This window comes from Pseudomonas umsongensis (assembly GCF_012647205.1).
GTDB lineage: Bacteria > Pseudomonadota > Gammaproteobacteria > Pseudomonadales > Pseudomonadaceae > Aquipseudomonas > Aquipseudomonas umsongensis.
In genome coordinates this window covers 6,281,723-6,304,190 of sequence record NZ_CP051487.1, presented here as the reverse complement: position 1 = coordinate 6,304,190, position 22,468 = coordinate 6,281,723, and the positions used below count along the sequence as shown (strand labels likewise).

The following is a 22,468-nucleotide window of genomic DNA, read 5'->3' as shown; positions in this document are numbered from 1 at the left end:
CCAGAACAGAGAAGTGCCAATGCTAGCGGATAACGGTGGCTCAGCGCTTGTTCAGCGCGCCGTAAAGCTCGGGGCGGCGATCGATCAGGTAGCGATTGGCGGCGCGCGAGTCGACCATCAACTGACGATCCAGCTCACCGACAATCAGTGCTTCATCGAGACCGGCCTGGGCGATGCGGCTGCCGTCCGGTGCGGCGATGCTGCTTTGGCCGCAGTACTGGATATCGCCTTCGTGCCCGCAATAGTTGGCATAAGCCACGTAGCACTGATTTTCGTAGGCCCGGGCACGTACGGTGACATCAGCGATGAAGTCGAACGGGGTCATGTTGGCGGTCGGTACCAGGATCAGCTCGGCGCCAGCCAGGGCCAGGCGCCGGGTATTTTCCGGAAACTCGAGGTCGTAGCAGATCAGGAACCCGAGCTTCCAGCCGTTGAGTTCCACGATCGGGAAGTCGTCCGTGCCGGCGCTGAACATCGAACGGTCGAGGTCACCGAACAGGTGCGTCTTGCGGTAATTGCACAGACGCTCGCCATTGGCGTCGATCAATTGCACGGCGTTGTAGATCTGTCCGTCCCCGGTGCGTTCGGGATAGCCATACAAGATGGCGATCCCGGTGGCCTTGGCAATGCGCGCAATCTGTTGCGCCGATTCACCGTTGTACACTTCCGCCAACACACTGACGGCATCGACGCCGATGTTGTAGCCGGTCAGGAACATCTCCGGCAATACCAGCAAGTCGGCGCCCTTTGCTTCCAGTGCCAGCTGATGCAGGCGCTGAAGGTTGCCGGCGACATCCAGGGGCAACGGTGGACATTGGTAAAGGGCTACGCGCATTTCGGACTCCTCTTACTCGGGCAGGGCGATCGGACCGATCTCGTTGAACACATCTCCTGGACCCGGATTCTCGGCGTGAGTTGCACCGCCGAAGTGTTTCATGATGCCCCACACTGCATTGAGCGAGGTCTGCACTGCACCTTCAACCCAGGCCGGCGTCCATGAAACGTCGTCGCCGGCGATGAAAATTCCGCGCTGTTCGGCCGGCATGTCGTCCTGCATGAAGTGCGCGTACATGCGCTGGTTGTAGCGATAGTGGCCGGGCAGGGCGCCCTTGAAGGCACCGAGGAAGTGCGGGTCGGCTTCCCAGGACACGGTGATCGGATCGCCGATGATTCGCGCGGCGATGTCCACTTTCGGGTAGATCTTCTTCAGAGCATCCAACGCCAGTTTCACGCGTTTTTCAACCGGGTGCGGGAGCATTTTCAAGGCGTCGCTCATCCACGAATACGACAGGCATATCACCCCGGGCTTGTCGTCGCCGTTATCGAACAGGTAGGTGCCGCGGGTCAGGCGATCGGTGAGGGTCATGCTCATCAGGTCGCGTCCGGTTTCCGGGTCTTTATCCTTCCAGAACGGGCGGTCGACCATCACGAAGGTTTTCGACGACTGCATGTAGCGGGTGCGGTCCAGGGCCATCCACATCTTTTGCGAGAACAGGGTTTCATCGCATTCGATCTGGGTGGTCAAAAGCCAGCTCTGGCAGGTGGTCAGCACCGCCGCGTATTCGCGGGTATCGCCGTTGTTGTCGGTGACCGCAAAGCGGCCGTCCGGCGCGTGGGCGATTTTCTTCACGCCGGAACGTGGCGCACCGCTGTGCAATGACTTGAGGCTGGTACCTTGCGGCCAGTGCACGCAGCGCTCCGGGACATGGCGCCAGATGCCCTGTGGCACTTGTTCCACGCCACCGACCACCAGATGCTGGTGATCGTCGCAGTTGGTCATCACCACGCGGAAGATTTCCAGCATCGAGTTGGGGAAGTCAGAGTCCCAGCCACCGGTACCGAAACCAACCTGGCCGAACACTTCGCGGTGATGGAACGACAGTTTGGCGAAGGCTTTGGAGGTGGCAACGAAATCGTAGAAAGTGCGGTCGTCCCACAGTGGCACGAGGGTGTTCCACAGCTCCTTGAGTCGCGGGACGTCGCGGTCGCGGATGGCCTGCTGGATATCGGAGAACTGCGAGCCCGCTTCCAGGGCGTCGGCCCAGGCGTCGGCGACTTCCTGGAACAGGGCAGGAAGATCCGCCAGTTTCTGTGCGTAATGGGTCTTGCCTTCCAGATCGATGACAGTACTGCCTGAGGCTGGTGTCAGCGGGTTGGGGAAGGGTTTGGTTTCAAGGTTCAGCTTGTCGACGTAGTGATAGAACGCAGTGGATGACACTGGAAAACGCATGCCGCCCAGTTCCGCGACGATGCCGTCGGTGCCATTGAATGCTTGGGAGCGCAGGCGGCCACCCAGCTTCGAGGCCTCATAGACCACCGGCTTGAGGCCGAGCTTCATCAGTTCGTACGCGGCTACCAGTCCGGCGATACCGGCACCGACGATCGCCACTTCGGCACCGTGATGGTGTTCGGGAATGCTGCCCAGGCCAGCCGGGTGTTCGATCCAGTCGTCGAAGGCGAAAGGAAAGTCCGGACCGAAAATGGTGACTGGTTTTTTACCGTCTGCAGGATGGCGATTGTTCTTGTTCATGGCTGACCTTGCTGTCGACCCGACGCGGAGTGCGCATCTGAGTATAGGAAAAGATGCCAGCCATTCTAGAGAGCGTAGAACACGTTAATAAGACGCAAAGTGTCGTCGTTTTGCCAGATTACTGATCAATATGACGATAGCGCTGTGCATACTGTCCACCGCCGCTCCCACATTGGATAGTTTTCAAACCGGCTGCCCCCGATCGATCTTGCTGCTCAAGATGATCGACGTCGTTGTCTTTTCCACCCCATCGACACTGCCAATCTGATCCAGCAGTTGGTCCAGCTGCTCTGGCGAATCGCTGCGCAACCAAGCGACATAATCAAATTCGCCACTTACCGCACACAGCTGCTGCACCTGGCCCATCGCACTCAAGCGCCGCAACACTTCCTTGCCGGAGCGAGGCTGTACGGTAATCCCCACATACGCCTGCAACCCACCATCCACCACGCGCTGGCCAAGCCGTACGCCATAACCGGTAATGACCTTGGCCTTTTCCAGCCGAGCCAGGCGCGAGGTGACGGTGGTCCGGGCGATGCCCAATTGCCGGGCGAGCATGGCCACGCTCTCGCGGGCGTTGATCTGCAGGGCGGCAATCAGCTGACGGTCGATTTCGTCGAGAACGGGCGGGCGAGTGTCAGGCAAGGGCGGTCTCCAGCGGCATGGAATCAATGTCCAGGCATGTTACAGGCACATCCCGCGCAGCGCTCGCGACGGATATCTGGACTAGCCTCAATACCGTTCATGACATTTGTGCCTGCGACAAATTGCCATAAGTAACTAGGTAGTACATTATTCCGCCCTTGTCACAAATGGGGAAAAATTCCGACATGAATAATTCTGGGGCTGCCGGCGGCAGCAAATGGCTGCTGACGGGGCTGGGTGTCCTGATTGCACTGATCGGACTCGGTTTGGCTGGTGGCGGCGGGTATCTGATCACCCTCGGTGGCAGCTGGTATTTCCTGCTGATGGGCCTGGCGATGCTGGTCTCGGGGCTGATGATTGCCCGGCGTAGACCGCTGGGGGCGTGGCTTTATGGTCTGGCGCTGATCCTCACGGCCGTTTGGGCCGTGTGGGATGCCGGTCTCGAATATTGGCCATTGGTCTCGCGCGTGCTGACCTTTGCCGTCATCGGCCTGGTCGTCGCATTGATTTATCCGGCGCTGGTGCGCGCTTCCGGCGCAACCGCAGGTCGAGGCGCCTATGGCCTGGCCGGGCTGCTGGGTGTCGGTGTCGTCGCGACGCTGGCCTACATGTTCGTACCGACCCCGGTGGTCAAGGCCACCACTGAACCGGCCGTCACGCCGGTGGTACCAGGTACCGAACAGAAGGACTGGGCGCACTGGGGCAATACCACCGCCGGCAACCGCTTCGCCGCGCTGGACCAGATCAACAAAGGCAACATCGACAAATTGCAGGTGGCCTGGACCTTCCGCACCGGCGATATCCCGCAAAGCACCGGCGCCGGTGCCGAAGATCAGAACACCCCGTTGCAGATCGGTGACACGGTCTACACCTGCACCGCGTACGGCAAGGTTTTCGCCCTGGACGCCGACACTGGCGCCCAGCGCTGGAAGTTCGACCCGCAAGGCACCGCGCCCAACTGGCAGCGTTGCCGTGGCCTGGGCTACTTCGATGCTGGCGCTGCGCCTGTAGCCGAGCAGCCAAGCGCTTGTACGAAACGTCTGTTCCTGCCGACCGGCGATGCTCGCCTGATCGCCATCAATGCCGAAACCGGCAAGCCGTGCGAAGAGTTCGGCAACCAGGGCACCGTCGACCTGACCACCGACATGGGTGAAGTCAAACCGGGTTACTACCAGCAGACCTCGACCCCGTTGGTCGCAGGGGAGGTGGTGATCGTCGGTGGCCGTGTCGCCGATAATTACTCCACTGGCGAGCCGCCAGGTATGGTCCGTGCCTACGACGTGCGCAGCGGCGAGTTGGTGTGGGCGTGGGATCCGGGAAACCCGAACACCACCAAACGCCCACCGGCCGGCGAGACCTACACCCGGGGTACGCCGAACGTCTGGTCGGCGATGTCCTATGACGCCAAGCTCGGTCTTGTCTACCTGCCAACCGGCAACGCGACACCGGACTTCTTCGGCGGCCAGCGGACCGACATGGACAACAAATGGAACTCGTCCATCGTTGCCCTCGATGTGAAAACCGGTCAGGTGCGCTGGCACTTCCAGACCACCCACAACGATCTGTGGGACTTCGACCTGCCTGCACAGCCGCTGTTGTATGACGTGCCGGACGACAAGGGCGGCACCCAGCCGGCCTTGGCGCAAGTGACCAAGCAGGGGGAGATTTTCCTGCTCAACCGCGAAACCGGCGTGCCAATAGCGCGGGTCGAAGAGCGTCCAGTGCCGCAGGGCAATGTGCCTGGCGAACGCTACTCGCCGACCCAGCCGTTCTCGGTGGACATGCCGTCAATCGGCAACAAGACCCTGACCGAGTCCGACATGTGGGGAGCCACTCCGTTTGACCAGTTGATGTGCCGCATCCAGTTCAAAGGCATGCGTCATGAAGGCGTCTACACCCCGCCAGGCATGGATCGCGCCCTGCAATTCCCGGGCTCGCTGGGCGGGATGAACTGGGGCAGCGTCTCGGTCGACCCGAACACGAACTACATGTTCGTCAACGACATGCGCCTGGGCCTGGCCAACTACATGATCCCGCGCGACAAGATCAAAGCCGGGGCCAGTGGCATCGAAATGGGCGTGGTACCCCAGGAAGGCACACCGTTCGGCGCCATGCGTGAGCGTTTCCTTTCGGCGGTCGGTATTCCGTGCCAGAAACCACCGTTCGGCACCATGTCCGCCATCGACCTCAAGACCCACAAACTGATGTGGCAGGTACCGGTCGGCACCGTACAGGACACCGGCCCACTGGGCATCCGCATGCACCTGCCGATCCCGATCGGCATGCCGACCCTGGGCGCCTCGCTCGCCACCCAGTCGGGCCTGCTGTTCTTCGCCGGCACCCAGGACTTCTACCTGCGCGCCTTCGATACCGGCAACGGCAAGGAAATCTGGAAGGCGCGGTTGCCGGTGGGCAGCCAGTCCGGCCCGATGACCTATGTCTCGCCGAAAACGGGCAAGCAGTACATCCTGCTCACCGTTGGCGGTGCACGTCAGTCGCCGGACCGTGGTGATTATGTGATTGCCTACGCATTGCCATAGATAACGTGTCCATTCTCACAAACCGTAGGAGCGAGGCTTGCCCGCGAAGAACGATAACTCGGCAATTCAGGCAAGCTGACTGAACCCTCCCACGAAAAAGCCGCGCAATGTCGCGGCTTTTTCGTGGGCGCTAATTGGGAGGGAAAAAAGCAACGCCATTTCAGGTCGTGTCTGACATACACGGCGGGGTCCACTTGCCTATCATTGATTTTTCCGTGGCGCTGGATCGCGGAGAGGTTTGTGAAGGTGCCAAGGGGCTGCTGGAGAACATCTGGCGAACGGTGGTTCGATTCGGGTTTTGATGATTGACCCTGGACCCCCATTGGGTCTGTGATGTATGACAAATCGTAAAGGAACGCTCAATTGAGGCCGTGGCGCGAGGGGACAGGTCATGACGAAGAAGTTGCCGCCCGCTGTAAGGGATCACGCCTGGCAGATCGCACATCACGAAATGGGCCACTACGTCGTGGCCCGTGCCTTGGGTTTTGCCACGGGCAGCGTGAACCTGACGGTGACCATGGACTTGCGGCACCAAGGCGGGGCGTCCATCAGCCTGGTGCGGTCCATTCCGTCGATAGACGCCATGAAGCAACATCTGGAGGCCCGGATGATGGTCCTCCTGGCTGGCGCGATGGCGCAGACCCTGCCTTTAAAAAAATCAGCCGGGCAGCGCGTCGACAGGTTGAAAGCGACAGCCATCCTTAAAGGCGAGCAGGGCGCACATCAGGATTACGCAAAGATCCGGGAGTTGCAGCACCTGCTGCGCAATATCCTCTACCCCGAGACCGATCCGGCTTCATCCGAGCGTATAACGGCTGAGCTTAAAATGCTGACGGATCGCGTGTGGCAGCGAACTCAAGACATCGTGGAAGAACTGTCTGGGATCATTGCCGAATTGGCAGCGGTCTTGGTTGACGGCATGGTTATCGTGGAGCAGTGGGGACGGGCGGCGGATACGTATGAGGTTGTGTACACCGGGCCAACGTTGGAGCGGCTGCGGGCAGTGCAAGCCATTCCGTCAATGACAATTGGAGGCCCCGAAAGGTCGGAGCGTGTATTTAATAGATGAGCCGCCGATAGTCCTTGAAGTTCGTCGCCGCTCAATCGGACCCTTCAGAAACGCAAAAGCCGCGCATTGCGCGGCTTTCTTGTTTGGTGGGCCCACACGGACTTGAACCGTGGACCAAAGGATTATGAGTCCTCTGCTCTAACCAACTGAGCTATAGGCCCCATTGGTCGCGGATTATAGCGATGGTTTCGCGGCTGTGCTATCCGAAAAATCCATTACTGCTGTACGAAGAAACGTCGCGGCGAATTCGTCAGGGGGCAGGGGCAGGCTGACGATGTAGCCTTGGATCTGCTCACAGCCTTCGGCAGCCAGGAATTGCTGCTGCGCCTGGGTTTCGACGCCTTCGGCGATGACCGTGAATTGCATGCTTCGACCGAGCGCGATAATGGCGCGCACGATAGCGGCGTCGTGGGGGTCGTCCGGCAAGCCGCGGACGAAGGACTGGTCGATCTTGAGTATGTCCAGCGGCAGGCGCTTGAGGTAACTCAGCGAGGAGTACCCGGTGCCGAAGTCGTCGATCGCCAATTGCACACCCAGATGCTTGAGTTGGTGCAGCACGGCGAGCGCTTCTTCGGCCTGGCTCATGATGAAGTTTTCGGTGATCTCCAGTTGCAGGCAACCGGGATTGAGGCGGTTGTCCTTGAGCAGTTGTTCGATTCGCCCCAAAAGATTCGGTTGGCGCAGCTGGGCACCGGCGAGGTTGACCGACAGTGGGCCGAGGCCTTCGTACATCTGGTTCCATTCGAACATCTGCCGGCAGGCGGTCTCGAGTACCCAGTCGCCTATCTGCAGGATCATGCCGTTTTCTTCGGCAAGTGAGATGAAGTGTTCGGGCGGCACTTCGCCGAAGGTCGGATGACGCCAGCGAATCAGCGCTTCGGCCCCCACCAGGCGATAGTCGTCGAGGCTGATCTTGGGTTGGTAGCACAGGTGCAGTTCATTGCGCTCGATGGCGCGTCGCAGTTCGTGCTCCAGCGCCACACGCTCGCTGGCTTGAGCGGTGAGGTCGCAGGTATAGCTTTCTACGCGGTTACGGCCTTTGGCCTTGGAGCGGTACATCGCTGCGTCGGCGTTTTTGATCAGCGTGGCTACGTCACTGCCATCCTTGGGGTAGAGGCTGGTGCCGATGCTGGAGCTGATGAAAAACTCATGCTCACCCGCCTGGAACGGCGCGGTAAAGCAATTGAGCAGCTTGGTGGCGATGTTGTCGGCGTCGCTGGGTTGCTGCAGGCCCGGGAGCAGGATGATGAATTCGTCGCCGCCCAGGCGCGCGACAGTGTCGATGTCTCGCAACTGCTCCTTGAGACGCACGGCAATCCCCTTGAGCAAAAGATCGCCGACCGGGTGACCGAGGCTGTCATTGATGTGTTTGAAACGGTCCAGATCCAGGAACAGCACTGCGCCCTGACCGCCGTTTTCCTTCTGGTGATTCAGCGCGTTGAGCAGGCGACTTTCGAACAACGTGCGGTTTGGCAGACCGGTCAGCGGGTCGTGGTGAGCCTGGTAGTCCAGTTTGGCCTGGGCGTGCTTGAGGCTGGAGATGTCGGCGAACACAGCCACGAAGTGCGTGATGAAGTTGTTACGATTTCGTACGGCGCTAATGGTCAACCAGCTGGGATAGAGTTCGCCATTTTTGCGTCGGTTGGAAATCTCGCCTTGCCAATGACCTTCGTCGGTCAGTTGATGCCACATGGCCGCGTAGAACGCACTGTCATGCAGGCCCGAGGCAAGCAGGCGCGGGGTGTGCCCCAGTGCTTCGCTTTCGCTGTAGCCGGTGATTTCGGTAAAGGCGCGGTTGACCGCACTGATGTGCTGCTGGGTATCGGTGATCAACACGCCCTCTGCGGTGCTCTCGAATACCGTCGCGGCCTGCTGCAGTTTTTCCTGCATCAGGTGGCGTTCGGTGATGTCCCGGGCGATGGTCAGCATGCAGTCGTCGTCACCGATCGGTAGCGGACGGCTGGAGACTTCGCAGAGGCGGATCTGCCCATCGCTGCGGCGGATATGGCAGCTGAAATCGCGGACGAAACCATCCCGGTGCAACAGGTCGAGCATTTGTTTGCGCTCGTTGAGGTTGACCCAGATCCCCAGGTCAAGGGCCGAGCGATCCACCGACATCGCGCTGTTGAAGCCGGTAATGCGGCTGAACCCCTCGTTGACCTCCAACAGCAGGCCATCGCTCTGGCGCGACAGCAGCAAGCCGTCTGGGGAGGCGTGGAAGGCCTTGGCGAACTTTTCTTCGGAGGTTTGCAGTTGTTGCTGGGTTTCCTTGAGCTGGGTGATGTCTCGCACCACGACGACCAGCGCCGGGGTGGTATCGAGGTCGAAGGGCTCGGCCGAGATCAGGCCGGTGAACACCTGGCCATTGCTGCGACGAAAGGGCATCTCCAGGTTTCGAATGCTGCCGGCCTGCAAGCGCTGCAGCAGCCCGGGCCCGACACCCGGAATACCCCAGATGTTCAAGTCGGTGGCAGTCTGGCCGATCACGTCTTCGGCCTTTAGGCCGATCTGTTCTTCGAACGCATCGTTGACCTCCAGCAGGCAACCGTCACTCAGGCGTGCGATCACCAGGATGTCTGGGCACTGCTGGAACACCGAGGCAAACTTCTGTTCAGACAAGCGCAGTGCTTCTTCGGTGCGTTTGGTCTCGCTGATGTCGATCATCAAGCCGCGCATCACCGGCTCATGACCGTGTTCGATCAGGCTGACGATGTCGCGGACCCAGATGCAACGACCGTCAGCGGTGATGACCCGGTAATCGAGAGTGTGGTCACGCCCGGCCAACACTTCGTGGTCGCAGAAACTCTGCGCGCGGGTGAGGTCGGCGGGGTGGATGATGTTGCGCCAGAAGCCTGGGATCAGCCAATGCGACAAGGGGTAACCGAGCAGGTCTTCGGCATGGGGCGACACGTAGCTGTAGGTGAAGTCGCTCATCCGCGCTTCCCAGGCGATGGCCGAAAGGCTCTCCACCAGCCCGCGGTAGTGGTATTCGCTGCTGCGCAGTTCCTGCTCCAGGTTGACCCTGCGGGCGATTTCCGAACTCAAGCGGCGGTTGACGCGGATCACGGCGGCGAGCACGGCGATCAGTAAAAGTAGCCCAGGCAAGCCGTAGACCAATAGATCAGACCAGAATGTTCGATGATCCAGTACGTTGCCGACCCAATGTTCCTGGATCGAACTGACTTCAGCAGGTGTCATGTCGGCGAGGACTTTATCCAGAATGCCGACCAGCATTTTGTTGTCACGGGGTACACCCATTGCCAACTGGTAGCGGTAGGGAGTTTCGCCGCTGACGTACAGCCCGTCGAGTTTGAGCTGGCGCAGACTCCAGACGCTGGAAGCGAGATCGCCTACCACGGCGTCTACTTCATCGGTAGCCAGCGCCTGTAAAGCGGAGCTGACATTGGGCATCGCCACCAGGTTCAAATCGGGATGGTGGGTGCGCAACAGTTCGTGAGGTGCGTAGTTTTCCACTACGGCGATTTTTAGCCCGTACAGGTCTTTGAGTTTGCGCGGTTGGGCGCCTCCGACGTGCGCCAGGATGACGATCGGGAAGTCCAGGTAGGGACGGGTGAATGACAGGTAGGCCTGGCGTTCCGGGGTCGACATGATGCCCGGCAAAAGGTCCAGCTTGCCTTGCTTGGCCTGGTCCAGTACCACCGTCCAGCTCACGGGCTCAATGGGCGTGAGCTTGATGGCCAGCCGCTGGCGAATACGGTCGATATAGTCTGCAGCAAGGCCCTGGTAACGCCCTTGGTCGTCGCGAAACTCAAAGGGCGGCCAGGATGCATCGACACCCAGGCGCAGGTCCGGATGGGCCGCCAGCCAGCTACGTTCTTCGTCAGTGAGAGTCAGCGCGCCAGCCGTTGCGGTCCAGGTCATCAGCGACAGCAAAAAACACACGGTCGGCAGTCTGGGCATAACGGTCTCGTTATGGCTCGGGGAATGTTTCGAGTGTAGACGGGCAAATCGGCGGGTGGGGTGGAGCGGGGGAATTATCTGCAAAAACAAAACCCCCGGCCTGGGCCGGGGGTTCTGGTATCACTCGTCGAGGAAGGAGCGCAGATGCTCGCTTCTCGTCGGATGGCGCAGCTTGCGCAACGCCTTGGCTTCGATCTGACGAATCCGTTCGCGGGTAACGTCGAACTGCTTACCAACTTCCTCGAGGGTGTGGTCGGTATTCATGTCGATACCGAAGCGCATGCGCAGTACCTTGGCTTCACGGGCAGTAAGGCCGGACAGCACTTCGCGAGTCGCTTCCTTAAGGCTCTCAACGGTTGCAACATCGATTGGCGACTGCATGGTCGAGTCTTCGATGAAGTCACCCAGATGGGAGTCTTCGTCATCACCGATCGGGGTTTCCATGGAGATCGGCTCTTTTGCAATCTTCAATACCTTGCGGATCTTGTCCTCAGGCATTTCCATGCGTTCACCCAGCTCTTCCGGGGTCGGTTCGCGACCCATTTCCTGCAACATCTGGCGGGAAATGCGGTTGAGCTTGTTGATCGTCTCGATCATGTGCACCGGAATACGGATGGTGCGGGCCTGGTCGGCGATCGAGCGAGTGATCGCCTGACGGATCCACCAGGTGGCATAAGTCGAGAATTTGTAGCCGCGGCGGTATTCGAACTTGTCTACCGCTTTCATCAGGCCGATGTTGCCTTCCTGGATCAGGTCGAGGAACTGCAGGCCACGGTTGGTGTACTTCTTGGCGATGGAGATCACCAGACGCAAGTTCGCTTCGACCATCTCTTTCTTCGCGCGGCGGGCCTTGGCCTCACCGATCGACATGCGACGGTTGATGTCCTTGATCTCGGCGATCGTCAAACCGGTTTCGGTTTCCAGCGCGGTCAGCTTCTGCTGGCAACGAATGATATCCGGCTGCACGCGACCGATGGCTTCAGCGTATTTGCTTTTGCCTTTGGCCAGTGCATCGCTCCAGCTTTCGTCGACTTCGTTGCCCGGGAACTGGCGCAGGAAGTCGGCACGCGGCATGCGTGCATCACGAACGCAGAGCTGCATGATTGCACGCTCTTGCTGGCGCAGACGATCCAGGGCACTGCGCACACGCTCGACCAGGCCTTCGAATTGCTTCGGAACCAGTTTGATCGGCATGAACAGGTCGGACAGGGCCAACAGCTCGGCAATCGCCAGCTTGTTGTGGCGACCGTGCTTTTTCAGCGCCTTGCGGGTGATTTCCATCTGATCGGCGACAGCACCAAAGCGCTGGGCGGCGATGATGGGATCCGGACCGCTTTCGGCTTCTTCTTCGTCATCGGAAGCTTCGGCGTCATCGTCGTCGGAATCGTCATCCGCTTTCGCGGTCTTGGTGTCGATCGGCGGCGGAACCTCCGCAGCAGGCGGCGCAATACCGTCGTCCGGGTCGATATAACCGCTCAGGACGTCGGACAGGCGGCCACCTTCGGTGGTAACGCGAGTGTATTCGGAGAGAATATGATCAACCGTGCCAGGGAAGTGCGCGATTGCGCTCATCACTTCACGGATACCCTCTTCAATACGCTTGGCGATTTCAATTTCGCCTTCACGCGTGAGGAGCTCGACCGTACCCATTTCGCGCATGTACATGCGCACTGGGTCAGTGGTGCGACCGATATCGGTCTCCACCGCTGCCAACGCGGCGGCGGCTTCTTCCGCAGCGGCCTCGTCGGTATCGGCGTCGGCCAACATAAGGGCGTCCGCATCCGGAGCACTCTCGTGTACGGGGATCCCCATGTCGTTAATCATGCGGATGATGTCTTCCACCTGCTCTGGATCTGAAATATCCTCGGGCAGGTGGTCGTTGACCTCGGCGTAAGTCAGATACTTCTGCTCACGACCCAGTTTGATCAACTCAATAATACGAGACTGCTGTTGCGCTTTTCCGGACATAACACCCTATCCACTGAAGGTCTTGGCGGGCAAAAAACAAGCCGAGGATTATACCTGAGCTATGACCTCACGCGCCAGTTGAGGTCGGGTTTGATGCGGAAACATTCTGTTTTAAGAGGTCGCGCATCTGTTTAGCTATCTGAATTTGCTCTTCAGCCGACAATCCCGGCTGCCTTGCTTTCTTGATGAGGTCATCGAGGGTCTGCGTGTGCTGGCCCGCGGATAACCTAGTAATGGTGTCTAAAAACTGTTGTTCAAGGTTATCGCCGTCAATTAGCCATTCCTTTTCTGCGAGGGCTCTCAATAGGCGTCCTTGCTCTGTGCCGTGCCAGCGGGCCATCAACTGAATAGAGTTTAGCCCAGGATTTTTCTGCACAGCCTCGATCAGGGCGATTAGTACCTGAGCGTACGTGTTGCTCTCGTTGGCAAAGTGATCGGCACTCTCAACTTTTTTGGCCAGTTGCGGGTGGTGAATCAGTGTGCGCAAAGCGATAAGCGTCGGGGCTTCCACTGCGACTGGCTTGCGTGGGGCGTAAGGCTCGTCGCGATCACCGCGCTTGCCGTTCTTGCTCCAGGGTTTCTTGTCCCATTTCTTGCCGCCGGCCCCGGATTTCTTCGGCGTCCACTCCTGCTGGGGCGTGTAGGCCTCCTGGGGTTGGTGGAAGTCGGAGTAGTCCGGCATGGCATCGTAATCCATGCCAGGGTCATAGGCCGGTGGCGCGTCATGAGGCGCGCTGTGTACCAGTTGGCTCACCGCCTCGCCGCTCAGTCCGGTGATTTCCAGCAGCCGCTGGCGCATCAGGGTGCGCAGGTTGGCGCCGGGGACCTTGTCGATCAGCGGTGCGGCGAGGGTGGCCATGTGGGCCTTGCCTTCGAGCGAGCGAGGGTCGGCCTCTTCGGTCAGTTGTTGGAAGAAGTAATCGGCCAGCGGCTGCGCGTGCTGGTTGATCCGTGCGCGAAAGGCGTCGGTGCCTTCGGAGCGGACCAGGGTGTCCGGGTCTTCACCCTCGGGCAGGAACAGGAATCGCGCGCGGCGACCGTCCTGCAGGCTTGTCAGTGTCGCTTCCAGTGCGCGCCAGGCCGCATTGCGGCCGGCCTGGTCGCCGTCGAAACAGAACAGCACGCTGGGCACGACTCGAAACAGTCGTTTCATGTGCTCTTCGCTGGTGGCGGTGCCCAGGGTCGCGACGGCATTGCGCAAGCCTAGCTGGGCGAGGGCGATGACGTCCATGTAGCCCTCGACGACGATGATTTCGTCGAGGTTGCGATTGTTCTTGCGCGCTTCGTACAGGCCGTAGAGTTCCTGGCCTTTATGGAAGACCGGAGTTTCCGGTGAATTGAGGTACTTGGGTTTGTCGTCGCCCAGCACCCGGCCACCAAACGCGATGATACGCCCGCGACTGTCGCGGATCGGGAACATCACGCGGTCACGAAAGCGGTCGTAGCGTTTGCCGGTTTCGGCGTTCTCGATCAGCAGGCCGGCATCAATCATGGCTTTTTGTTGCAGGGTATCGCTGCTCAAGTGCTTGAACAGGTTGTCCCACCCAGGTGGCGCAAAGCCCAGGCCGAAGTCCCGGGCGATTTCACCGGTCAGCCCGCGACCTTTGAGGTAGTCCACGGCGGCTTTGCGTGCCGGATGACTTTTCAGGGCGGCGCGATAGAAATCGGCGGCGGCTGTGAGCAGTGGGTACAGCGGCGAGTCGGTTGGCTGCCGCGGTTTGTGCGAGCGCCCACTTTCTTCGCGGGGGACTTCCATTCCGGCGGCTTTGGCCAGTTCCTCGACAGCCTGGGGGAAATCCAGGTTGTCGTGGTCCATGATGAAGCCCAGGGCATTGCCGCCAGCGCCGCAGCCGAAGCAGTAATAGAACTGCTTGTCGGGGCTCACGCTGAAAGAGGGGGTTTTCTCTTTGTGGAACGGGCAGCAGGCCGTATGGTTTTTTCCGGCCTTTTTCAATTGCAGGCGCGAGCTGACCACGTCGACGATGTCGGTGCGGTTCAGAAGGTCGTCAATGAAGCTCTGGGGAATTAGCCCGGCCATGGCGTTCTCGTCATCTGCGCTGAAAAGGAACCGAGGCGAAGGGTAGCTGAGCGCGGGTCATTACTTGAGGCGCGCAAAGTGTGCGGCTCGACCGGTATCGCCTGCATGATCGCTGTCGGGAAGTGTATCTGTCGAAAATCCACTGACGTTACTGCTCATCAGTATTCGACTATTTGAAAATGTTACGCTGAATCCGGCTGCGACCAGTCAATGGTCTCGGATAGCTCGTAATTCGGCACGCAAACAGGTGCCTTGGGCTGATCGTCGTGAGAGGAATCAGTGGGTGTGCTCGTCAGTAGCCTTGAAAGGCTCGTCAGAAAAGACGTGCACCGCTGGCAAAAGAGCCAGGTCTGACGCGGTGAAGCAGATTTGTCTCAGTCGCATCTGCGGCTTCGACGGTGAAGCATCAAGCGTTTTACGCAAATGCCATAAGCCCGGCTCAGAGCCGGGCTTGGCAGAAGCTTGCTACGATCGTCTGTGTATTAGTACAGACGAACGGCGCGGCGCTGTTCGCGCTGAACTTTCTTGGCGTGACGCTTAACAGCGGCTGCTGCTTTGCGCTTACGCTCAGAAGTTGGCTTCTCGTAAAATTCGCGGCTACGAACTTCAGCCAGTACACCGGCTTTTTCGCAGGAGCGCTTGAAACGACGCAGAGCTACGTCGAAGGGTTCGTTCTCTTTTACTTTGACGGCTGGCATCCAGAGCTACCTTCATTCATTACCGGGGTCAACATCCTCGCGGCAAAAGAGCACTTGAAGACGTCGGTTTTTAAGGGTTGCGGATGTTAACCCCTCATCGCACGGAATGCAAAGCCTCTGATCGAAAACCGCTGGTCGGGGCATCACGCGACGACTATTATGCGCGCCTTCGAATTCAGCCTAAACAAGGCGCAAACCCATGCTAGTACTGGGATTAGAAACCTCTTGCGACGAAACTGGTGTCGCACTCTACGACAGTGAACGAGGCCTGCTGGCCGACGCGCTGTTCAGCCAGATCGACCTGCACCGTGCGTATGGTGGCGTAGTGCCGGAACTGGCCTCGCGTGATCACGTCAAGCGCATGCTGCCCTTGATTCGTCAGGTCCTGGCCGAAGCCGACTGTGTGCCAACCGAGATCGACGCCATCGCTTATACCGCGGGCCCTGGCCTTGTCGGTGCCTTGCTGGTGGGTGCTTCCTGCGCTCAGGCACTGGCCTTTGCCTGGGGCATTCCGGCGCTCGGCGTGCATCACATGGAAGGTCACTTGCTGGCACCGATGTTGGAGTCGCAACCGCCGGAATTCCCGTTCGTCGCTTTGTTGGTGTCGGGCGGCCATACGCAGTTGGTTCAGGTCGACGGGATCGGCCAATACACGCTTCTGGGTGAGACCCTGGACGATGCCGCGGGCGAAGCGTTCGACAAAACCGCGAAGATGATGGGGCTCCATTATCCGGGTGGGCCGGAAATCGCTCGGCTGGCAGAGCAAGGCGTTGCAGGGCGTTTCGTCTTTCCGCGTCCGATGTGCGACCGCCCTGGCCTGGACTTCAGTTTCAGCGGCTTGAAAACCTTCGCCCTGAACACCTGGCAGCAGTGTGTGAGTGCCGGGGACGACGGTGAGCAAGCCCGTTGCGACATCTCGCTGGCGTTCCAGCAGGCCGTGGTGGAGACTTTGACCATCAAGTGCAAGCGTGCCCTGAAAGCGGCTGGCATGAAGCGCCTGGTGATCGCTGGGGGCGTCAGTGCCAACAAGGCGTTGCGCTCTTCCCTGGAAAAGATGCTAGGCGACATGAAGGGCGATGTTTTTTACGCCCGTGCGCAGTTCTGTACCGATAATGGCGCCATGATTGCGTTTGCGGGCTGCCAACGCCTGAAGGCTGGTCAGCAGGAAAGCCTGGCGATCAGTGTGCAGGCGCGGTGGCCGATGGAGCAGTTGTCGCCCCTGTGATGAAGCGTACTCATGCCGGGCTGCTAAAAATGCCGTTCGCGCCCCGCAAACAGGTCGCGTAGATTGCCCCGGTGGCGCCAGACGATCATGCCGGTCAGGGCGCACATGGGCAGCAGTGCTGCCGGTTCTTGCCAGGCCAGCAGTGGCAGGGTCAAGGGCGTGGCGATCAAGGCGGCCAGCGAGCTGGTGCGGGTCAGGTAGAACGTCAGCAGCCAGGCACAGACCGCCATCAAGGCTGCAGGCGGGTATAACCCCAGCAACATGCCGGCAGCGGTGGCGACACCCTTGCCACCGCGAAAGCGGAAGTACAGCGGGAACAGGTGACCGATGACGGCGCAAACGCCGACCCAGGCCTGATCCTGCAGTGACAGGCCGGCGGCACTGGCGACCAGTACAGGCAGCAGGCCTTTGCAGAAGTCGCCGAGCAGGGTCAGGATGGCGAGTTTCTTGCCGGCCAGGCGCAACATGTTGGTGGCGCCAGCATTGCCCGAACCACTCATTCGCGGATCGGGGTTACCGGTCAGGCGGCTGAGCAAGATGGCGAAGGACAGCGAGCCGAGCAGGTAGGCGAGGATCGCCAGTAACCAAAACATGCTAACTATTCCGGGCGAGGACGCCCTGATTCTAACGGCGCATTGCGCCCTTGTCGTGTAGCGGAGAAAAGTGCTTGGACAGAGTGTTTATCGAGGGCCTGGAAGTCGACACCGTGATCGGTGCCTATGACTGGGAGCGAGGCATCCGACAGTGCTTGCGGCTTGACCTGAGTTTCGCTTGGGACAATCGTCCAGCCGCCGCTGGCGATGACCTGACCCTGGCGCTTGATTATGCGAGCGTTTCGTCGCGTATCCAGGCCTTTGCCGAACAGGCACAGTTTCAACTGGTCGAGACCTTTGCCGAGCGCCTGGTTGAAGCACTGATGAGCGAATTCAAGATTACCTGGATGCGTCTCAAACTGACCAAGCCAGGTGCGGTTCCTGCTGCTACAGGTGGCGTGGGTGTGGAGATCGAGCGCGGATGTCGCTGACTCAGGTGTATCTCGGGCTCGGCAGCAACATCGAGCGCGAAACCCATTTGCAGGCCGGCTTGGACGCCCTGGCGGGCTTTCTCGTGGATATGCGTTGCTCGGCGGTCTTCGAAAGCCAGCCGGTGGGGATCAAGAGCGGGCCGTTTTTCAATTTCGTGGTGTCGGCTTATACCGACTTGCCGCTGATGGAATTGGATCGCCGGCTGAAGTTCATCGAAGCGGATAATGGGCGTTACGCACCAGATCGCCGAGGTTTGCCCCTGGATATCGACGTTTTACTGTTCGGTGATTTGGTGGGCAACTTCGATGGCCTGGTGCTGCCGAGGGCGGAAATTCTTAAAAATGCCTTTGTGTTGTGGCCGCTGTCGCTGATTGCTCCGGATCGCGTGCACCCGGGCGTAGGTAAAAGTTTCGCCGAGTTGTGGGCTGAATCGCAGATTGATCAGGTGTTGGCACCCGTGGCTTTCGAATGGCGCGGTGAGCAACTGACATCTTTGAATTTGTTGTGATTTAACTGACGCCTTCGCGAGCAGGCTCGCTCCCACAGGGTTCAGTGCAACCCTTGTGGGAGCGAGCCTGCTCGCGAAGCTTTTCAGGACGACGCCTCTTTGTAAGCTTTCAATGCCTTGAGCCGCTCTCGCTTGATCGCCTCACCCAATTCAGGCCCTTTAAATCCCTGCTCCAGCAAAGGCTGAACCGCAACGCTGCGCGCTGTCGCCGCCGCCCCGCGCAAATAGTCCGCCTGTGGATAACTTCTCTCCTCCAGTCCCTTGCGTCCGCGTGCATCCATTTCGCACGCGGCAATAAATTCCTCGAACCGCTGCGGTCGACGGTAAACGTCAAAGCTCTGCAGTAGCTCGAGTAAAGTAGATGCCTTCAGCTCCAGCGCGCGATGCCCGTGGGTGTGATATTCGCCCACCAGTAGCGCCAACTCCTGGCAATCCCTTGGCGCCTTGAAGCGTTCGTTGACCGCCTTGATCAGCTTCAGCCCCTTGGACTCATGGGCGATATGGCGAGGCCATTGCTCCTTTGGCGTCAGCCCTTTACCCAGGTCATGCAGCAGGCAGGCCCAGCGTACGGTCAGCGGTTGTTTATGGTGTGCCGCTTGCTGAAGCACGCTCAGGGTGTGGGCGCCGGTGTCGATTTCCGGATGGTGTATCGCGGGCTGCGGTACACCGAACAGCGCGTCGACTTCCGGCATCAGCACTTTGAGCGCACCGCAGGCGCGCAACACCTCGATAAACACCTGTGGCTGATTTTCCATGAGGGCGCGGGAGATTTCTTTCCAGCTGCGCTCCGCCGTCAGCGCCTGGAGTTCGCCAGACTCACTGAGTTGGCGCATCAGTTCGAGGGTTTCGGTGGCGACAGTGAACCCAAGCTCCGCGTAGCGTGCCGCGAAACGGGCAACGCGCAAAACCCTGAGGGGATCTTCGGCGAACGCGGGGGAAACGTGGCGAAGTATTCTAGCCTCGAGATCGCGCTGGCCGTGATAGGGGTCGGTCAGGTTCTGTTCATCGTCTTCGGCCATCGCATTGATCGTCAGGTCGCGGCGAATCAGGTCTTCTTCCAGTGTCACGTCAGGGCTGGCGTGGAACGTGAACCCGCCGTAACCACGCCCGCTTTTGCGTTCGGTCCGGGCAAGGGCATACTCCTCGCCGGTTTTCGGGTGAAGAAACACCGGAAAATCAGCGCCTACCGGGCGAAAACCCTTGGCGAGCATTTCTTCAGTGGTCGCACCGACCACGACGCGGTCGATGTCGGTGACTGCTATGCCGAGCAAGCGATCACGTACGGCACCGCCAACTTTATAAATCCGCATGAAAAACCTCCGTTAGCTCGACAGGATAACCTTTACGTCGAGCGTACGGAGGCACTACCAGGATCACAAATGGATGACGGCCAGGTCCAGTCGTCCGTAATCGCCTTCGCTGTGTTCCCCCTTAGGTGGCACATGGTGGGTTTTCATCACCTGGTCACCTTGCAGGGTTTCCAGATGAATATCGAAACCCCAGAGACGGTGCAGATGCTTGAGCACTTCCTCGGTGGACTCTCCCAGGGGTTTACGGTCGTGTTGTTGGTGGCGCAGGGTCAGGGAGCGATCGCCGCGCCTGTCGATGCTGTAGATCTGCACGTTGGGTTCGCGATTGCCAAGGTTGTACTGTGCCGCCAGGGTTTCACGGATGATGCGATAACCGCCTTCGTCGTGAATGGCTGGCACCAGCAGGTCGTCCTTCTGGTCGTCATCGAGAATGCTGAACAATTTCAAGTCGCGAATCACTTTGGGTGAAAGGTACTGCAGGATGAAGCTCTCATCCTTGAAGCTGCTCATGGCGAACTTGATGGCCGCGAGCCAGTCGGTGCCGGCAATGTCAGGGAACCAGCGGTAATCCTCTTCAGTAGGTTCTTCACACATGCGACGGATATCGCGGTACATGGCAAAGCCCAGGGCGTAAGGGTTGATGCCACTGTAGTAGGGGCTGTCGAAGCCAGGCTGGAAGACCACGCTGGTGTGTGATGTCAGGAACTCCATCATGAAACCGTCGGTCACCAGGCCTTCGTCGTACAGGTCGTTCATCAGGGTGTAGTGCCAGAATGTCGCCCAGCCTTCGTTCATGACCTGGGTCTGGCGCTGTGGATAAAAATACTGGGCGATCTTGCGTACGATCCGCACAATTTCCCGCTGCCACGGCTCCAGCAGCGGTGCATGTTTTTCGATGAAGTACAGGATGTTTTCCTGCGGTTCGGCGGGGAAGCGCGCGTTGTCCTTGTCGCTGTACTTGTCCGCGCCCTTGGGTATGGTGCGCCACAGATCGTTGATCTGCTTCTGCAGATGTTCTTCCCGGTCCTTTTGCCGACGCCGTTCTTCCTCCGCGGAAATAGGATAGGGGCGTTTGTAGCGGTCCACCCCGTAGTTCATCAGCGCGTGGCAGGAGTCGAGCAAGTCTTCAACCGCATCGATGCCATGGCGCTCTTCACACTGCATGATGTACTGCTTGGCGAACACCAGGTAGTCGATGATCGAGCTGGCATCGGTCCAGGTGCGGAACAGGTAATTGCCCTTGAAAAAGCTGTTATGCCCGTAGCACGCATGCGCCACCACCAGCGCCTGCATGCAGATGGTGTTTTCCTCCATGAGGTAGGCAATGCAGGGGTCGGAGTTGATCACGATTTCATAGGCCAGCCCCATCTGGCCGCGGGTATAGGACTTTTCCGTACTGAGGAAGTGTTTGCCATAGGACCAGTGGTGATAGCCCAGCGGCATGCCGACGGAGGCGTAGGCGTCCATCATCTGTTCGGCGGTGATCACTTCGATCTGGTTAGGGTACGTATCGAGCGCGTAGCGAGCTGCAATACGACTTATTTCACGGTCGTACGCCTGGATCAGCTCGAACGTCCACTCCGATCCGGTGGATATGGGTTGGCGCTTCAGCTCTTTGGCGGTCATGTCACTAACCTGCGCTGGAAGAGTTCACGGAAGACCGGATAGATATCCCCGGCCGAGACCAGTTGTTGCTGGGCGAAAGTGTCGGAAAAGGCTTCGGCGATACGCTCGTACTCGAACCACAGGGCCTGGTGTTCCCGTGGAGTGATCTCAACGTAAGTGTAGTACTGCACGAATGGCATGATCTGGTTGATGAGAATGTCGCGGCAAATCGGCGAGTCGTCGTTCCAGTTGTCGCCGTCGGAGGCCTGGGCGGCGTAGATGTTCCATTCGTTGGCCGGATAGCGCTCGGCCATGATCTCCTGCATCAGCTTCAAGGCGCTGGACACAATGGTCCCGCCGGTTTCGCGGGAGTAGAAAAACTCTTCCTCGTCCACTTCGCGAGCGCTGGTGTGGTGGCGAATGAATACCACGTCAATCTTGTCGTAGTTACGCTTGAGAAACAGGTACAGCAGGATGAAGAAGCGCTTGGCGATGTCCTTGGTCGCCTGGGTCATGGAGCCGGAAACGTCCATGAGGCAAAACATCACCGCCTTCGAGCTGGGGTTGGGTTGTTTGATCAGCAAGTTGTACTTGAGGTCGAAGGTGTCGAGAAACGGCACGCGGTGAATGCGGGCGCTGAGTTTTTCGATTTCTGCCTCAAGTTCCTGTATATCGCCGAAATTGTCAGGCTCTTCCTGCTTGAGTCGCAGGAGTTCTTCCTTGGCTTCGCGCAGTTTCGCCCGGCTGCTGCCCGAGAGGGCGATTCGCCGTGCATGGGCTGAGCGCAATGTGCGGATGATGTTGATCCGTGACGGGTTGCCCTCGTTGCTGATCCCCGCGCGCACTGTCTTGAAGGTGTCGGTGCCGGTCAGGTTGCGCTTGACCAGGTTCGGCAGCTCCAAGTCTTCGAACATGAATTCGAGGAATTCTTCCTGGGTGATCTGGAAGACGAATTCGTCCATCCCTTCGCCCGAGTTACCAGCCTTGCCAGGGCCTCTGCCGCCTCCACCCCCTGGTGGGCGGGCAATGTGTTCGCCGCTGGTGAATTCCTTGTTGCCCGGGTGCACGATGGTCTGTTTGCCGCCGCGACCATGGTGAAGCACCGGTTCATCGATGTCGCGCCCCGGGATACTGATTTGTTCGCCGTGTTCCATATCGGTAATGGAGCGCCGGCTGACCGCCTCTTCGACAGCCTTTTTGATGTGATCACGGTAACGCCGCAGAAACCGTTGGCGGTTTACCGTGCTCTTGTTCTTGCCATTGAGACGTCGGTCGATCACATAGCTCATGACTGCTCCTTAGAAGCTGTCCTGAAAGGGGCGAGCGGTGGTGCAGCATCGGACCGAGAGCCAAGGGATATTCAACGCTCCCCCAAGCGCTTTGGAT

At 59.3% G+C, this 22,468-nt stretch carries 16 protein-coding genes and 1 tRNA gene; 5 read left to right on the top strand and 12 right to left on the bottom strand.

From position 1 onward, the window contains the following. Positions 1–40 precede the first annotated feature (40 nt). The 3 genes from HGP31_RS28605 to HGP31_RS28595 all read right to left on the bottom strand — a co-directional run bounded on the left by HGP31_RS28605 (position 41) and on the right by HGP31_RS28595 (position 3,175). Positions 41–835 carry a carbon-nitrogen hydrolase family protein gene (locus HGP31_RS28605; protein WP_168759038.1) on the bottom strand — a complete coding sequence of 265 codons (795 nt, stop codon included), beginning with the start codon at positions 833–835 and terminating at the stop codon, positions 41–43. Positions 836–847: 12 nt separating this feature from the next. Then, on the bottom strand, positions 848–2,530 hold the full coding sequence (locus HGP31_RS28600) for a flavin monoamine oxidase family protein (RefSeq protein WP_020798843.1): 1,683 nt from the start codon (positions 2,528–2,530) through the stop codon (positions 848–850). Positions 2,531–2,713: 183 nt separating this feature from the next. Then, positions 2,714–3,175 (bottom strand): Lrp/AsnC family transcriptional regulator, encoded by a 462-nt coding sequence (locus HGP31_RS28595; protein ID WP_008061529.1) that lies wholly within the window; start codon positions 3,173–3,175, stop codon positions 2,714–2,716. Between the two features lie 185 nt (positions 3,176–3,360). Here HGP31_RS28595 and HGP31_RS28590 point away from each other — a divergent pair, with 185 nt between their 5' ends. Then, positions 3,361–5,715 (top strand): glucose/quinate/shikimate family membrane-bound PQQ-dependent dehydrogenase, encoded by a 2,355-nt coding sequence (locus tag HGP31_RS28590; protein WP_168759037.1) that lies wholly within the window; start codon positions 3,361–3,363, stop codon positions 5,713–5,715. Between the two features lie 391 nt (positions 5,716–6,106). Continuing rightward, on the top strand, positions 6,107–6,784 hold the full coding sequence (locus HGP31_RS28585; RefSeq protein ID WP_042955514.1) for a zinc metalloprotease: 678 nt from the start codon (positions 6,107–6,109) through the stop codon (positions 6,782–6,784). An 84-nt stretch (positions 6,785–6,868) separates the two neighbouring features. On the opposite strand, the gene HGP31_RS28580 is transcribed toward HGP31_RS28585, so the two are convergent. From HGP31_RS28580 to rpsU, 5 genes are all read right to left on the bottom strand, one after another. Continuing rightward, positions 6,869–6,945: transfer RNA gene (locus HGP31_RS28580), tRNA-Ile, on the bottom strand. A 13-nt stretch (positions 6,946–6,958) separates the two neighbouring features. Beyond that, complete coding sequence (locus HGP31_RS28575) at positions 6,959–10,705, bottom strand: bifunctional diguanylate cyclase/phosphodiesterase (protein ID WP_168759036.1); 3,747 nt, start codon at positions 10,703–10,705, stop codon at positions 6,959–6,961. A 120-nt stretch (positions 10,706–10,825) separates the two neighbouring features. Next, positions 10,826–12,673: an RNA polymerase sigma factor RpoD gene (gene rpoD, locus HGP31_RS28570; RefSeq protein ID WP_020798824.1), complete on the bottom strand. Its 1,848-nt coding sequence runs from the start codon at positions 12,671–12,673 to the stop codon at positions 10,826–10,828. A gap of 67 nt (positions 12,674–12,740) precedes the next feature. After that, positions 12,741–14,711 carry a DNA primase gene (gene dnaG, locus HGP31_RS28565; protein ID WP_168759035.1) on the bottom strand — a complete coding sequence of 657 codons (1,971 nt, stop codon included), beginning with the start codon at positions 14,709–14,711 and terminating at the stop codon, positions 12,741–12,743. A gap of 482 nt (positions 14,712–15,193) precedes the next feature. Beyond that, positions 15,194–15,409: a 30S ribosomal protein S21 gene (rpsU, locus tag HGP31_RS28560; RefSeq protein WP_002551877.1), complete on the bottom strand. Its 216-nt coding sequence runs from the start codon at positions 15,407–15,409 to the stop codon at positions 15,194–15,196. 199 nt (positions 15,410–15,608) lie between these two features. On the opposite strand from rpsU, the gene tsaD reads away from it, so the two are divergent. After that, the gene (gene tsaD / locus HGP31_RS28555) at positions 15,609–16,634 is read left to right on the top strand and encodes a tRNA (adenosine(37)-N6)-threonylcarbamoyltransferase complex transferase subunit TsaD (protein WP_020798822.1); all 1,026 of its coding nucleotides are present in this window, start codon (positions 15,609–15,611) and stop codon (positions 16,632–16,634) included. A gap of 23 nt (positions 16,635–16,657) precedes the next feature. On the opposite strand, the gene plsY is transcribed toward tsaD, so the two are convergent. Continuing rightward, a complete protein-coding gene (gene plsY, locus HGP31_RS28550) occupies positions 16,658–17,227 on the bottom strand; it encodes a glycerol-3-phosphate 1-O-acyltransferase PlsY (protein WP_033043881.1) in 570 nt (189 codons plus the stop codon). Positions 17,228–17,301: 74 nt separating this feature from the next. Here plsY and folB point away from each other — a divergent pair, with 74 nt between their 5' ends. Further along, the gene (gene folB, locus HGP31_RS28545; RefSeq protein ID WP_110754828.1) at positions 17,302–17,658 is read left to right on the top strand and encodes a dihydroneopterin aldolase; all 357 of its coding nucleotides are present in this window, start codon (positions 17,302–17,304) and stop codon (positions 17,656–17,658) included. Continuing rightward, the gene (folK, locus tag HGP31_RS28540) at positions 17,649–18,167 is read left to right on the top strand and encodes a 2-amino-4-hydroxy-6-hydroxymethyldihydropteridine diphosphokinase (protein ID WP_168759034.1); all 519 of its coding nucleotides are present in this window, start codon (positions 17,649–17,651) and stop codon (positions 18,165–18,167) included. The genes folB and folK overlap by 10 nt, the downstream gene beginning before the upstream one ends. A gap of 83 nt (positions 18,168–18,250) precedes the next feature. On the opposite strand, the gene HGP31_RS28535 is transcribed toward folK, so the two are convergent. The 3 genes from HGP31_RS28535 to HGP31_RS28525 form a co-directional block, all read right to left on the bottom strand. Continuing rightward, positions 18,251–19,477, bottom strand: coding sequence for a multifunctional CCA addition/repair protein (locus tag HGP31_RS28535; protein ID WP_168759033.1), 1,227 nt, complete (start codon positions 19,475–19,477; stop codon positions 18,251–18,253). 63 nt (positions 19,478–19,540) lie between these two features. Beyond that, positions 19,541–21,103 carry a SpoVR family protein gene (locus HGP31_RS28530; protein WP_020798817.1) on the bottom strand — a complete coding sequence of 521 codons (1,563 nt, stop codon included), beginning with the start codon at positions 21,101–21,103 and terminating at the stop codon, positions 19,541–19,543. Then, on the bottom strand, positions 21,100–22,371 hold the full coding sequence (locus HGP31_RS28525; RefSeq protein WP_020798816.1) for a YeaH/YhbH family protein: 1,272 nt from the start codon (positions 22,369–22,371) through the stop codon (positions 21,100–21,102). Before HGP31_RS28525 ends, HGP31_RS28530 begins: the two co-directional genes overlap by 4 nt. Between the last annotated feature and the right edge of the window lie 97 nt (positions 22,372–22,468).

What these genes read in the sequence shown, in the direction of transcription:
- HGP31_RS28530 (WP_020798817.1), bottom strand. Translation starts at nt 21,103, where the DNA reads ATGACCGCCAAAGAGCTGAAGCGCCAACCCATATCCACCGGATCGGAG.
- tsaD (WP_020798822.1), top strand. Translation starts at nt 15,609, where the DNA reads ATGCTAGTACTGGGATTAGAAACCTCTTGCGACGAAACTGGTGTCGCA.
- HGP31_RS28575 (WP_168759036.1), bottom strand. Translation starts at nt 10,705, where the DNA reads ATGCCCAGACTGCCGACCGTGTGTTTTTTGCTGTCGCTGATGACCTGG.
- rpoD (WP_020798824.1), bottom strand. Translation starts at nt 12,673, where the DNA reads ATGTCCGGAAAAGCGCAACAGCAGTCTCGTATTATTGAGTTGATCAAA.
- rpsU (WP_002551877.1), bottom strand. Translation starts at nt 15,409, where the DNA reads ATGCCAGCCGTCAAAGTAAAAGAGAACGAACCCTTCGACGTAGCTCTG.
- HGP31_RS28590 (WP_168759037.1), top strand. Translation starts at nt 3,361, where the DNA reads ATGAATAATTCTGGGGCTGCCGGCGGCAGCAAATGGCTGCTGACGGGG.
- HGP31_RS28525 (WP_020798816.1), bottom strand. Translation starts at nt 22,371, where the DNA reads ATGAGCTATGTGATCGACCGACGTCTCAATGGCAAGAACAAGAGCACG.
- HGP31_RS28585 (WP_042955514.1), top strand. Translation starts at nt 6,107, where the DNA reads ATGACGAAGAAGTTGCCGCCCGCTGTAAGGGATCACGCCTGGCAGATC.
- HGP31_RS28605 (WP_168759038.1), bottom strand. Translation starts at nt 835, where the DNA reads ATGCGCGTAGCCCTTTACCAATGTCCACCGTTGCCCCTGGATGTCGCC.
- HGP31_RS28600 (WP_020798843.1), bottom strand. Translation starts at nt 2,530, where the DNA reads ATGAACAAGAACAATCGCCATCCTGCAGACGGTAAAAAACCAGTCACC.
- folK (WP_168759034.1), top strand. Translation starts at nt 17,649, where the DNA reads ATGTCGCTGACTCAGGTGTATCTCGGGCTCGGCAGCAACATCGAGCGC.
- plsY (WP_033043881.1), bottom strand. Translation starts at nt 17,227, where the DNA reads ATGTTTTGGTTACTGGCGATCCTCGCCTACCTGCTCGGCTCGCTGTCC.
- HGP31_RS28535 (WP_168759033.1), bottom strand. Translation starts at nt 19,477, where the DNA reads ATGCGGATTTATAAAGTTGGCGGTGCCGTACGTGATCGCTTGCTCGGC.
- dnaG (WP_168759035.1), bottom strand. Translation starts at nt 14,711, where the DNA reads ATGGCCGGGCTAATTCCCCAGAGCTTCATTGACGACCTTCTGAACCGC.